General features: G+C 52.2%; 11 protein-coding genes. 8 read left to right on the plus strand and 3 right to left on the minus strand.

Annotation, left to right across the window (positions count from 1 at the left end; all coding sequences use genetic code 11):
• The first annotated feature begins 306 nt into the window (after window positions 1-306).
• Window positions 307-513, plus strand: a complete 207-nt coding sequence (locus tag QZF50_RS01645; RefSeq protein WP_000689228.1) for a DUF1107 domain-containing protein — start codon at window positions 307-309, stop codon at window positions 511-513.
• A 61-nt stretch (window positions 514-574) separates the two neighbouring features.
• Here QZF50_RS01645 and QZF50_RS01650 read toward each other — a convergent pair whose 3' ends face one another.
• The gene (locus QZF50_RS01650) at window positions 575-1,918 is read right to left on the minus strand and encodes a hemolysin family protein (RefSeq protein WP_000935042.1); all 1,344 of its coding nucleotides are present in this window, start codon (window positions 1,916-1,918) and stop codon (window positions 575-577) included.
• Between the two features lie 322 nt (window positions 1,919-2,240).
• A complete protein-coding gene (gene msrA / locus QZF50_RS01655; RefSeq protein WP_001295196.1) occupies window positions 2,241-2,879 on the minus strand; it encodes a peptide-methionine (S)-S-oxide reductase MsrA in 639 nt (212 codons plus the stop codon).
• A gap of 205 nt (window positions 2,880-3,084) precedes the next feature.
• Between msrA and tamA the strand changes: the two genes are divergently transcribed.
• The 5 genes from tamA (at window position 3,085) to chpB (ending at window position 9,745) form a co-directional block, all read left to right on the plus strand.
• Window positions 3,085-4,818, plus strand: a complete 1,734-nt coding sequence (gene tamA / locus QZF50_RS01660) for an autotransporter assembly complex protein TamA (RefSeq protein ID WP_061892642.1) — start codon at window positions 3,085-3,087, stop codon at window positions 4,816-4,818.
• Window positions 4,815-8,594, plus strand: coding sequence for an autotransporter assembly complex protein TamB (gene tamB / locus QZF50_RS01665; RefSeq protein WP_000060896.1), 3,780 nt, complete (start codon window positions 4,815-4,817; stop codon window positions 8,592-8,594). The genes tamA and tamB overlap by 4 nt, the downstream gene beginning before the upstream one ends.
• A gap of 2 nt (window positions 8,595-8,596) precedes the next feature.
• On the plus strand, window positions 8,597-8,938 hold the full coding sequence (locus QZF50_RS01670; protein ID WP_001219160.1) for a gamma-glutamylcyclotransferase: 342 nt from the start codon (window positions 8,597-8,599) through the stop codon (window positions 8,936-8,938).
• Window positions 8,939-9,149: 211 nt separating this feature from the next.
• Complete coding sequence (chpS, locus tag QZF50_RS01675; RefSeq protein ID WP_001223208.1) at window positions 9,150-9,401, plus strand: type II toxin-antitoxin system antitoxin ChpS; 252 nt, start codon at window positions 9,150-9,152, stop codon at window positions 9,399-9,401.
• Complete coding sequence (chpB, locus tag QZF50_RS01680; protein WP_000239576.1) at window positions 9,395-9,745, plus strand: endoribonuclease toxin ChpB; 351 nt, start codon at window positions 9,395-9,397, stop codon at window positions 9,743-9,745. The genes chpS and chpB overlap by 7 nt, the downstream gene beginning before the upstream one ends.
• Before the next feature lie 79 nt (window positions 9,746-9,824).
• Here chpB and ppa read toward each other — a convergent pair whose 3' ends face one another.
• Complete coding sequence (gene ppa / locus QZF50_RS01685; protein WP_000055075.1) at window positions 9,825-10,355, minus strand: inorganic diphosphatase; 531 nt, start codon at window positions 10,353-10,355, stop codon at window positions 9,825-9,827.
• A gap of 309 nt (window positions 10,356-10,664) precedes the next feature.
• Here ppa and ytfQ point away from each other — a divergent pair, with 309 nt between their 5' ends.
• Window positions 10,665-11,621, plus strand: a complete 957-nt coding sequence (gene ytfQ, locus QZF50_RS01690; RefSeq protein ID WP_000265933.1) for a galactofuranose ABC transporter substrate-binding protein YtfQ — start codon at window positions 10,665-10,667, stop codon at window positions 11,619-11,621.
• 139 nt (window positions 11,622-11,760) lie between these two features.
• Window positions 11,761-13,263 carry a galactofuranose ABC transporter, ATP-binding protein YtfR gene (ytfR, locus tag QZF50_RS01695; protein WP_000205795.1) on the plus strand — a complete coding sequence of 501 codons (1,503 nt, stop codon included), beginning with the start codon at window positions 11,761-11,763 and terminating at the stop codon, window positions 13,261-13,263.
• Window positions 13,264-13,272: the final 9 nt, after the last annotated feature.

Consider the following 13,272-nt stretch of genomic DNA (forward strand, 5'->3'; position numbering starts at 1 on the left):
TATGCAGGTGATCCGACCACTTGGGTCTGAGTTTTAATCATATGTGCTATTTATCGAATTTCCCGCAAGTGTGATGCCAGTTTGCGGTCAAGCGCACAAATCATATGAAAAATGAATGCTTATACTGAAGACCGCGCTTCGGTAAAAAGATAATTCTGAATAATTGTAACCTTTAGGTAAAAAAAGTTATACGCGGTGGAAACATTGCCCGGATAGTCTATAGTCACTAAGCATTAAAATTTGCGCCTCATAATAGTTGGGCCGATTGTGGCACCGCACAGGCGTAATACTCAGCAGGAGATAACAATGAAAATTTTCCAACGGTACAACCCACTTCAGGTGGCGAAGTACGTAAAGATCCTGTTCCGTGGACGGTTATACATCAAGGACGTTGGCGCTTTTGAATTTGATAAGGGTAAGATTCTTATCCCAAAAGTGAAGGATAAGCTGCATTTGTCAGTGATGTCCGAAGTTAACCGTCAGGTTATGCGTCTGCAAACAGAGATGGCTTAACCAAAGTGCTATGCAGTAATAAGACGGCTCCTGATTCAGGAGCCGTTGATGTTTCTGGGGGTTACGCGACGCTTTCTTCTTTATCTTTAGCGTCAGGCAGTTTTGGCGAAAGGGCGGTGGCCTTGCTGTCGATCCGGGTCACCAGCAGCTGGTCGATGCGGTAGTTATCGATATCCACCACTTCAAATTTGTAGCCGGCGAATTTCACCGAATCGGTGCGTTTCGGGATCTTACGCAGCATAAACATCATAAAGCCGCCGATGGTTTCGTAGTTGCCCGACTGCGGGAACTCGTCAATATCCAGCACGCGCATGACGTCGTCAATTGGGGTGCCGCCGTCAATCAGCCATGAGTTCTCATCACGGGCGACAATCTGCTCTTCCAGCCCCTGACCGACTAGATCGCCCATCAGCGTGGTCATCACGTCATTGAGGGTGATGATCCCCACCACCAGCGCGTACTCGTTCATGATCACCGCGAAGTCTTCACCTGCGGTTTTAAAACTTTCCAACGCCTCTGAAAGGGTTAACGTATCCGGCACAATCAGCGTGTTGCGAATTTGTACGCCGCTGTTCAGTGCCAGGCTTTGGTTAGCCAGCACGCGGTTCAGCAGGTCTTTAGAATCGACATAACCGATGATGTGGTCAATATCTTCATTACAGACGAGGAACTTAGAGTGCGGATGTTCCGCCACCTTATTCTTCAGACTTTGCTCATCTTCGTGGAGATCAAACCAAATCACGTTTTCACGCGGTGTCATTGAAGACGGAACGGTACGGGATTCCAGCTCAAAGACGTTTTCAATCAGCTCGTGTTCCTGTTTACGTAACACGCCCGCCAGCGCACCGGCTTCCACTACCGCGTAGATGTCATCAGAAGTGATGTCATCTTTACGTACCATTGGCAGTTTGAAAATACGGAAGATCATGTTCGCCAGGCCGTTGAAGAACCACACCAGCGGGGTGCAAACGTACAGGCAGAAGCGCATCGGGTTGATGATACGCAAAGCGACAGCTTCTGGCGCAATCATACCGATGCGTTTCGGGGTTAAATCCGCAAACAGGATAAACATGCCAGTCACTAACGAGAAAGAGAGAATAAAGCTCAGTTGCTCAGAGAGCTCTGCCGACATATAGCGGGAGAACAGGCTGTGAAAAGCTGGAGAAAATGCCGCATCACCGACGATACCGCCGAGAATCGCCACTGCGTTCAGACCGATTTGGACCACGGTAAAGAACATGCCGGGATTTTCCTGCATATTCAGAACGCGTTGGGCATTTATATTGCCTTCATCAGCCAGCAGTTTAAGTTTGATTTTGCGTGAGGCGGCAAGTGAGATCTCGGACATCGAGAAGAACGCACTTACAGCGATCAAGCAGAGTATGACTAAAATACTGTTTAACATATCTTATCCGACCTTTCAGGCCAGATCCTCGGAAGGGGAAGTTGATTAATTTGTGTGAAATACACATTGAAAGCCGATTCGAAGAAAGTGAACCGGCATTTTCAGTGGCTAGTATAGCGTAAGGTACTGTAAAGTCGCCAGAGGGTTAAAATTCAGACTGCTGATAAATGCAATACTGCCTGATGCGCTATGCCGATCAGGCCTACGCAGTCCTTGCAATATATTGAATTTGGACGATTTTGTAGGCCTGGTAAGGCGTTTACGCCGCATCTGGCATAAATAAAGCGCACTTTATCAACAATCTACATTTGTACCCGTAACGCTATGCTTCCGGTGGCAGACAGACGCCAATTCCGCCAATTCCACAGTAACCATACGGGTTTTTATGCAGATATTGCTGGTGGTCATCTTCGGCATAATAAAACGGTGTGGCGTTAGCGATTTCCGTGGTGATGTGACGATCATCATCGGCGGCAAGCATCGCCGCCTGAAAACGTTCCAGACTGGCGCGAGCTGCGGCATCCTGTTCTGGGGTCAGCGGATAAATCGCTGAACGATACTGCGTGCCGTGGTCATTGCCCTGACGCATTCCCTGGGCGGGATCGTGATTCTCCCAAAATACCTGTAGCAACTGCTCATAGCTGATGACGGAAGGATCGTAAACAATGCGTACCGCTTCGGCATGACCCGTATCACCGGAGCACACTTCCCGATAAGTCGGATTTGGCGTATAGCCTCCGGTATAGCCTGCGGCGGTGCTGTAAACGCCGGGTAACTGCCAGAACAGACGCTCCACACCCCAGAAACAACCCATCGCAAAAATGGCAATCTCCATTCCGTCAGGTACATTGGTCATTGAGTGACCGTTGACCGCATGCAGCGTGGCTACGGGCATCGGGGTGTTACGTCCAGGCAGGGCATCGGCGGGGGAAACCAGATGCTTTTTATCAAATAAACTCATGGTGTCGCTCTCCCGAAAATCGGTCATTGGGGTTAAGGTTGTAACAAGAGGCGTATTTGCACACAATAACCACCGTGAATAGGTCTAAAGTAAAACATAAGAAATATTTGGGGTTTAGTCTGCTTTTTAATCCATATTACTGGATTTTTGTTAAGCCGTTTAACGGCGTTCCAGGGGCAGGAAAAAAGGATATTCAGGAGAAAATGTGCGCTATATCCGACAGTTATGCTGTGTAAGCTTACTCTGCTTAAGCGGATCTGCCGTCGCCGCGAACGTCCGTCTACAGGTCGAGGGGTTATCGGGACAGCTGGAAAAGAACGTTCGTGCGCAGCTTTCTACGATTGAAAGTGATGAAGTGACGCCAGACCGTCGCTTTCGCGCACGCGTCGATGATGCCATCCGTGAAGGTCTGAAAGCGCTGGGTTATTACCAGCCGACCATTGAATTTGATCTCCGTCCACCGCCAAAGAAAGGGCGGCAGGTATTGATCGCCAAAGTCACGCCAGGTGTGCCGGTGTTAATTGGCGGCACCGATGTGGTATTGCGCGGCGGCGCGCGGACCGATAAAGACTATTTGAAATTGCTCGATACTCGCCCGGCTATTGGCACGGTGCTGAACCAGGGCGATTATGAAAATTTCAAAAAGTCCTTAACCGGCATTGCGTTGCGTAAAGGTTATTTCGATAGCGAATTTACCAAAGCGCAGCTGGGCATTGCGCTCGGCCTGCATAAAGCCTTCTGGGATATTGATTATAACAGTGGCGAACGTTACCGCTTTGGGCATGTGACCTTTGAAGGATCACAAATCCGCGATGAATACCTGCAAAATCTGGTGCCGTTTAAAGAGGGCGATGAGTACGAATCGAAAGATCTGGCGGAACTGAACCGCCGACTTTCTGCTACCGGCTGGTTTAACTCGGTGGTGGTGGCTCCACAATTTGATAAAGCGCGCGAAACGAAAGTATTACCCTTGACGGGCGTGGTTTCGCCGCGAACTGAAAACACCATCGAAACCGGGGTCGGTTACTCTACGGACGTGGGACCGCGCGTGAAAGCGACGTGGAAAAAGCCGTGGATGAACTCTTATGGTCACAGTCTGACCACCAGTACCAGTATTTCCGCGCCGGAACAGACCCTCGACTTCAGCTATAAAATGCCGCTGCTGAAGAATCCACTGGAACAATATTATTTGGTGCAGGGCGGTTTTAAGCGCACTGACCTGAACGATACCGAATCTGACTCCACTACGCTGGTGGCTTCTCGCTACTGGGATCTCTCCAGCGGCTGGCAGCGTGCCATTAACCTGCGCTGGAGCCTCGACCACTTTACCCAGGGTGAAATTACCAACACCACGATGCTGTTTTATCCTGGGGTGATGATTAGCCGCACGCGTTCTCGTGGTGGCCTGATGCCAACCTGGGGCGACTCGCAACGCTACTCTATCGACTACTCCAACACGGCCTGGGGCTCAGATGTCGATTTCTCCGTTTTCCAGGCGCAGAACGTCTGGATCCGCACACTGTACGATCGCCATCGTTTTGTGACACGCGGCACGCTGGGCTGGATTGAAACGGGTGATTTCGACAAAGTACCGCCGGATCTGCGTTTCTTCGCCGGGGGCGATCGCAGTATTCGCGGCTACAAATACAAATCTATCGCCCCGAAATACGCCAACGGTGACCTGAAAGGGGCCTCGAAGCTGATAACCGGATCGCTGGAATACCAGTACAACGTGACCGGAAAATGGTGGGGCGCGGTGTTTGTCGATAGTGGCGAAGCGGTAAGCGATATTCGCCGCAGCGACTTTAAAACCGGTACCGGGGTCGGCGTACGCTGGGAATCGCCGGTCGGGCCAATCAAACTCGATTTTGCCGTACCGGTCGCGGATAAAGACGAGCACGGGTTACAGTTTTACATCGGTCTGGGGCCAGAATTATGAGTTTATGGAAAAAAATCAGCCTCGGCGTGGTTATCGTTATCTTACTGTTGCTGGGATCGGTGGCGTTTCTGGTGGGCACCACCAGCGGCCTGCATCTTGTATTTAAAGCGGCGGATCGCTGGGTGCCAGGACTGGATATTGGCAAGGTCACCGGCGGCTGGCGCGATCTCACCTTGTCTGACGTTCGTTATGAGCAGCCAGGCGTGGCGGTAAAAGCGGGTAATCTGCATCTGGCGGTCGGTCTTGAGTGCCTGTGGAACAGTAGCGTTTGTATTAATGACCTGGCGCTGAAAGACATTCAGGTCAACATCGACAGTAAAAAAATGCCCCCTTCTGAACAGGTTGAAGAAGAGGAAGATAGCGGTCCGCTGGATCTCTCCACGCCGTATCCCATCACCCTGACACGGGTGGCGCTGGATAACGTCAACATCAAGATTGATGACACCACGGTATCGGTGATGGACTTCACCTCCGGCCTGAACTGGCAGGAGAAAACCCTGACCCTGAAACCGACGTCGCTGAAAGGCCTGTTGATTGCCCTGCCGAAAGTGGCGGAAGTGGCGCAGGAAGAAGTGGTCGAACCGAAAATTGAAAATCCGCAGCCGGATGAAAAGCCGCTCGGCGAAACGTTGAAAGATCTCTTTTCTCGTCCGGTATTGCCGGAAATGACCGACGTGCATTTGCCGCTTAACCTGAACATTGAAGAGTTTAAGGGCGAGCAGCTGCGCGTGACGGGCGACACGGACATCACCGTGAACACCATGCTGCTGAAAGTAAGCAGCATCGACGGTAATACTAAACTGGACGCCCTGGATATCGATTCCAATCAAGGGATCGTCAACGCCAGCGGCACGGCACAGCTGTCAGACAACTGGCCGGTGGATATCACCCTCAACAGCACACTAAACGTGGAGCCGTTGAAAGGTGAAAAAGTGAAGCTGAAAGTGGGCGGCGCGCTGCGCGAACAGCTGGAGATTGGCGTTAACCTTTCCGGTCCGGTGGATATGGATTTACGCGCCCAGACGCGACTGGCGGAAGCTGGATTGCCGCTCAACGTGGAAGTGAACAGCAAACAGCTTTACTGGCCGTTCACTGGTGAGAAGCAGTATCAGGCGGATGATCTGAAACTGAAACTTACCGGCAAAATGACCGATTACACGCTCTCTATGCGTACGGCAGTGAAGGGACAGGAGATCCCGCCCGCGACTATTACCCTCGACGCGAAAGGTAATGAACAGCAGGTCAATCTCGACAAACTCACCGTTGCGGCGCTGGAAGGCAAAACTGAACTCAAGGCGTTGCTCGACTGGCAACAGGCCATTAGTTGGCGCGGTGAGCTAACGCTTAATGGCATTAACACCGCCAAAGAGTTCCCGGAGTGGCCGTCGAAACTCAATGGCTTGATTAAAACCCGCGGTAGCCTGTACGGCGGCACCTGGCAGATGGAGGTGCCAGAACTGAAGCTGACCGGTAACGTCAAACAGAACAAAGTGAACGTTGACGGCACGCTGAAAGGCAACAGTTATATGCAGTGGATGATCCCAGGGCTTCATCTGGAACTGGGGCCAAACAGTGCCGAAGTGAAAGGCGAGCTGGGGGTAAAAGATCTCAATCTTGATGCCACCATCAACGCGCCGGGGCTGGATAACGCGCTGCCGGGGCTTGGCGGTACAGCGAAAGGGCTGGTGAAAGTACGCGGCACGGTGGAAGCGCCACAACTACTGGCAGATATCACCGCGCGCGGCCTGCGCTGGCAGGAACTTTCCGTGGCGCAGGTTCGCGTGGAAGGCGACATTAAATCCACCGATCAGATCGCCGGGAAACTCGACGTACGCGTTGAGCAAATTTCGCAGCCGGATGTAAATATCAACCTCGTCACCCTGAATGCCAAAGGCAGCGAAAAGCAGCACGAGCTACAGTTGCGGATTCAGGGCGAGCCTGTCTCCGGGCAGCTTAATCTGGCAGGAAGTTTTGATCGCAAAGAAGAACGCTGGAAGGGAACTCTTAGCAATACCCGCTTCCAGACGCCGGTCGGCCCGTGGTCGCTGACCCGCGATATTGCGCTGGATTACCGCAATAAGGAGCAAAAAATCAGCATCGGGCCACACTGTTGGCTTAACCCGAATGCGGAGCTGTGCGTGCCGCAAACTATCGATGCGGGGGCCGAAGGGCGTGCGGTGGTGAATCTCAACCGCTTCGACCTCGCCATGCTGAAACCGTTTATGCCAGAAACCACTCAGGCCAGCGGTATCTTCACGGGTAAAGCGGATGTTGCCTGGGACACCACGAAAGAGGGGCTGCCGCAGGGCAGTATCACCCTTTCGGGGCGTAACGTGCAGGTAACGCAAACCGTCAACGATGCGGCGCTGCCCGTGGCGTTTCAGACGCTGAATCTGACGGCGGAATTGCGTAACAACCGTGCCGAATTGGGCTGGACCATCCGCCTGACCAATAACGGCCAGTTTGATGGACAGGTGCAGGTGACCGATCCGCAAGGCCGCCGTAATCTTGGTGGCAACGTCAATATCCGTAACTTCAACCTTGCGATGATAAACCCCATCTTTACCCGTGGGGAAAAAGCAGCGGGGATGGTGAGTGCCAACTTGCGTCTGGGTGGTGATGTGCAAAGCCCGCAGTTGTTTGGTCAGCTTCAGGTTACGGGTGTGGATATCGACGGCAACTTTATGCCGTTTGATATGCAACCGAGCCAGCTTGCGGTCAACTTTAACGGTATGCGCTCGACGCTTGCCGGTACAGTACGGACCCAGCAGGGTGAAATCTACCTGAACGGTGATGCCGACTGGAGCCAAATTGAAAACTGGCGGGCGCGGGTAACGGCGAAAGGCAGTAAAGTGCGGATCACCGTGCCGCCGATGGTACGAATGGATGTATCGCCAGATGTTGTATTCGAGGCTACACCAAACCTGTTTACCCTCGATGGTCGCGTGGATGTCCCTTGGGCGCGCATCGTGGTGCACGATCTGCCGGAAAGCGCAGTAGGCGTCTCCAGCGATGTGGTGATGCTTAACGATAACCTGCAACCGGAAGAGCCGAAAACGGCGTCGATTCCGATTAACAGTAACCTGATTGTCCACGTTGGCAATAATGTGCGCATTGACGCCTTTGGCCTGAAAGCGCGGCTGACGGGCGATCTTAACGTCGTTCAGGACAAACAAGGGCTGGGCCTGAACGGGCAGATCAACATCCCTGAAGGGCGCTTCCATGCCTATGGTCAGGATCTGATTGTGCGTAAGGGTGAGTTACTGTTCTCTGGTCCGCCGGATCAACCGTATCTTAATATTGAAGCTATTCGTAACCCGGATGCTACAGAAGACGACGTAATCGCCGGAGTTCGCGTCACTGGTCTGGCGGACGAACCGAAAGCGGAGATCTTCTCTGACCCGGCGATGTCGCAACAAGCTGCATTGTCTTATTTGCTACGTGGACAAGGGCTGGAGAGCGATCAGAGCGACAGTGCGGCAATGACCTCGATGCTGATTGGTCTGGGGGTTGCGCAAAGTGGCCAGATTGTGGGTAAAATCGGCGAGACGTTTGGCGTAAGCAATTTAGCGCTCGACACCCAGGGAGTAGGCGACTCCTCCCAGGTAGTGGTCAGCGGCTATGTATTGCCAGGTCTGCAAGTGAAATATGGCGTGGGTATATTTGACTCTATAGCAACACTCACGTTACGTTATCGCCTGATGCCTAAGCTATATCTGGAAGCCGTGTCTGGTGTAGACCAGGCACTGGATTTGCTCTATCAGTTCGAGTTTTAGCAATGCGAATATTTGTCTACGGCAGTTTACGCCACAAACAAGGCAACAGTCACTGGATGACCAATGCCCAGTTACTGGGCGATTTCAGTATCGATAACTACCAGTTGTATAGCCTGGGCCACTATCCAGGCGCAGTTCCGGGGAACGGAACAGTACACGGTGAAGTTTATCGTATTGACAACGCCACGCTGGCCGAACTTGATGCCTTGCGCACCAGGGGCGGTGAATACGCGCGCCAGTTGATTCAGACGCCGTACGGGAGTGCATGGATGTACGTTTATCAACGACCCGTCGATGGATTAAAGCTAATTGAAAGCGGCGACTGGTTAGACAGGGATAAGTAACCATATGCATACGCCACCTTCGGGTGGCGTTGTTTTTTGCGAGACGACTCGCATTCTGTTTTGTAATTCCCTCACCCTTTGCTTTTCTCTCCGAGCCGCTTTCCATATCTGTTAACGCATAAAAAACTCTGCTGGCGTTCACAAATGCGCAGGGGTAAAACGTTTCCTGTAGCACCGTGAGTTATACTTTGTATAACTTAAGGAGGTGCAGATGCGTATTACCATAAAAAGATGGGGGAACAGTGCAGGTATGGTCATTCCCAATATCGTAATGAAAGAACTTAACTTACAGCCGGGGCAGAGCGTGGAAGCGCAGGTGAGCAACAACCAACTGATTCTGACACCCATCTCCAGGCGCTACTCGCTTGATGAACTGCTGGCACAGTGTGACATGAACGCCGCGGAACTTAGCGAGCAGGATGTCTGGGGTAAATCCACCCCTGCGGGTGACGAAATATGGTAAAGAAAAGTGAATTTGAACGGGGAGACATTGTGCTGGTTGGCTTTGATCCAGCAAGCGGCCATGAACAGCAAGGTGCTGGTCGACCTGCGCTTGTGCTCTCCGTTCAAGCCTTTAATCAACTGGGAATGACGCTGGTGGCCCCCATTAGGCAGGGCGGAAATTTTGCCCGTTATGCCGGATTTAGCGTTCCTTTACATTGCGAAGAAGGCGATGTGCACGGCGTGGTGCTGGTGAATCAGGTGCGGATGATGGATCTACGCGCCCGGCTGGCAAAGCGTATTGGTCTGGCTGCGGATGAGGTGGTGGAAGAGGCGTTATTACGCTTGCAGGCGGTGGTGGAATAAGGTGTGTTTATTTATCGCTGGCATAAAAAAACCCTTACTAACCGAAGCTCGGCGTTCAGGGTTATTGCGCTAGAAGAACTTATTTATTCTTTGCGCGCTCGAAGGAAGCAACGATTTCAGCTTTAGCGGCTTCTGCGTTTTCCCAACCTTCAACTTTCACCCACTTGCCTTTTTCGAGGTCTTTGTAGTGCTCGAAGAAGTGAGCGATCTGCGCTTTCAGCAGCTCTGGCAGATCGTTAACGTCTTTAATGTGATCGTATTCTTTGCTCAGCTTGCTGTGCGGAACCGCAACCAGTTTCGCATCTTCACCGGCTTCGTCGGTCATTTTCAGAACGCCAACCGGACGGCAACGGATCACAGAACCCGGCTGCAGCGGGTACGGAGTCGGGACCAGTACGTCAACCGGGTCACCGTCCAGAGACAGGGTGTGGTTGATGTAACCGTAGTTGCACGGATAGAACATCGCGGTGGACATGAAGCGGTCAACGAACAGTGCGCCGCTCTCTTTGTCGATTTCGTATTTGATCGGATCTGCGTTAGCCGGGATCTCAATAACAACGTAGATGTCTTCCGGCAGATCTTTACCCGCAGGGACGTTGAGTAAGCTCATGTCTGTTTCCTTTAAAAATATGTGGCAAACAAGTGCCGAGTATTATAGCCAACTCGCGCCGAATGTCTTTGCTTGTTTTCGTCTTCATTTTCCTTTTTCGCCAGTTTTAAGACGGTATACAGAGCAGGAAAATCCATAACCGTAGCCGCATTTTTCATAGTGAGATGAAAGCGATTACAAACTTGTGATTAACGTTTTATTTACTTTTTTGAAGTGTGATGTAACGCAATCCGTTACATAACGAATTGTCTATAGTTTTTTCGCGAACATCTTTTCACCAATAATAATTACCCCGACGAGGACAACCCTATGTGGAAACGCTTACTTGTAGTCTCTGCAGTCTCGGCAGCCATGTCGTCTATGGCGTTGGCCGCTCCATTAACCGTAGGATTTTCGCAGGTCGGATCGGAATCCGGCTGGCGCGCTGCAGAAACCAATGTAGCGAAAAGTGAGGCCGAAAAACGCGGAATTACGTTGAAAATTGCTGATGGTCAGCAAAAGCAGGAAAACCAGATTAAAGCGGTACGTTCCTTCGTTGCACAAGGGGTGGATGCGATCTTTATCGCTCCGGTGGTCGCGACAGGTTGGGAACCGGTATTAAAAGAGGCGAAAGATGCCGAAATCCCGGTCTTCTTGCTCGACCGTTCCATCGATGTGAAAGACAAATCTCTCTATATGACCACCGTTACTGCCGACAACATCCTCGAAGGTAAGTTGATCGGTGACTGGCTGGTAAAAGAAGTGAATGGCAAACCATGCAACGTGGTGGAGCTGCAGGGCACTGTTGGGGCCAGCGTCGCCATTGACCGTAAGAAAGGCTTTGCCGAAGCCATTAAGAATGCGCCAAATATCAAAATCATCCGCTCGCAGTCAGGTGACTTCACCCGCAGTAAAGGCAAAGAAGTTATGGAGAGCTTTATCAAAGCGGAAAACAACGGCAAAAACATCTGCATGGTTTACGCCCATAACGATGACATGGTGATTGGTGCAATTCAGGCAATTAAAGAAGCGGGCCTGAAACCGGGCAAAGATATCCTCACGGGTTCCATTGACGGCGTACCGGATATCTATAAAGCGATGATTGATGGCGAAGCGAACGCCAGCGTTGAACTGACGCCGAACATGGCAGGCCCCGCTTTTGACGCGCTGGAGAAATACAAAAAAGACGGCACCATGCCTGAAAAGCTGACCCTGACCAAATCCACCCTTTATCTGCCTGATACCGCAAAAGAAGAGTTAGAGAAGAAGAAAAATATGGGGTATTGAGGGTTGCTATGCCTGATGCCGATTCGTAGGCCGGATAAGGCGCTCGCGCCGCATCCGGCGATGGTGCACTGAAGCCTGATGCGACGCTTACCGCGTCTTATCATGCCTACTGGGAGCACGCTTTACACCGGGGGAAACCATGACGACCGACCAACACCAGGAGATCCTCCGCACCGAAGGATTAAGTAAATTTTTCCCCGGCGTCAAAGCGTTAGACAACGTTGATTTCAGCCTGCGCCGTGGCGAAATCATGGCGCTGCTTGGTGAAAACGGGGCGGGAAAATCGACGCTAATCAAAGCATTAACCGGTGTATACCACGCCGATCGCGGCACCATCTGGCTGGAAGGCCAGGCTATCTCACCGAAAAATACCGCCCATGCACAACAACTCGGCATCGGAACCGTTTATCAGGAAGTCAACCTGCTACCCAATATGTCGGTCGCTGATAATCTATTCATAGGTCGCGAACCCAAACGTTTCGGCTTTCTACGCCGCAAAGAGATGGAAAAGCGTGCCACCGAACTGATGACATCTTACGGTTTCTCCCTCGACGTGCGTGAACCGCTTAACCGTTTTTCGGTGGCGATGCAGCAAATCGTCGCCATTTGCCGGGCTATCGATCTCTCCGCCAAAGTGCTGATCCTCGATGAACCCACCGCCAGCCTCGACACCCAGGAAGTAGAGTTACTGTTTGGCCTGATGCGTCAGTTGCGCGATCGCGGCGTCAGCCTGATCTTTGTCACTCACTTTCTCGATCAGGTCTATCAGGTCAGCGATCGGATCACCGTCTTACGCAACGGCAGTTTCGTAGGCTGTCGGGAAACGCGCGAGCTACCGCAGATCGAACTGGTAAAAATGATGCTGGGGCGCGAGCTGGATACCCACGAGCTACAGCGTGCCGGGCGAACATTGTTGAGCGACAAACCCGTTGCCGCGTTCAAAAATTACGGCAAAAAAGGAACGATCGCACCGTTTGATCTCGAAGTACGCCCCGGCGAGATCGTCGGCCTGGCAGGCTTGCTGGGATCCGGACGTACCGAAACCGCCGAAGTGATCTTCGGTATCAAACCTGCTGACAGCGGCACGGCGTTGATCAAAGGCAAACAGCAAAACCTGCGATCGCCACATCAGGCTTCGGTACTGGGCATCGGCTTCTGCCCGGAAGACAGGAAAACCGATGGCATCATCGCCGCCGCCTCGGTACGGGAAAATATCATCCTCGCTCTCCAGGCCCAGCGCGGCTGGCTACGACCCATTTCCCGCAAAGAGCAGCAAGAGATTGCCGAACGCTTTATCCGCCAGCTTGGCATTCGCACACCTTCAACTGAACAACCGATTGAATTTCTCTCTGGCGGCAATCAGCAAAAAGTGTTGCTTTCACGTTGGCTACTGACCCGACCGCAATTTCTGATCCTCGACGAGCCAACCCGCGGCATTGATGTTGGTGCCCACGCCGAGATCATCCGCCTGATTGAAACGCTGTGTGCTGACGGTCTGGCGCTGTTGGTGATCTCCTCCGAACTGGAAGAGCTGGTGGGCTATGCCGATCGGGTGATTATCATGCGCGATCGCAAACAGGTGGCGGAGATCCCGCTGGCAGAGCTTTCCGTTCCGGCGATCATGAACGCCATTGCGGCGTAAGGAGAACAG

The organism is uncultured Escherichia sp. (genome assembly GCF_948475835.1).
GTDB lineage: Bacteria > Pseudomonadota > Gammaproteobacteria > Enterobacterales > Enterobacteriaceae > ECMA0423.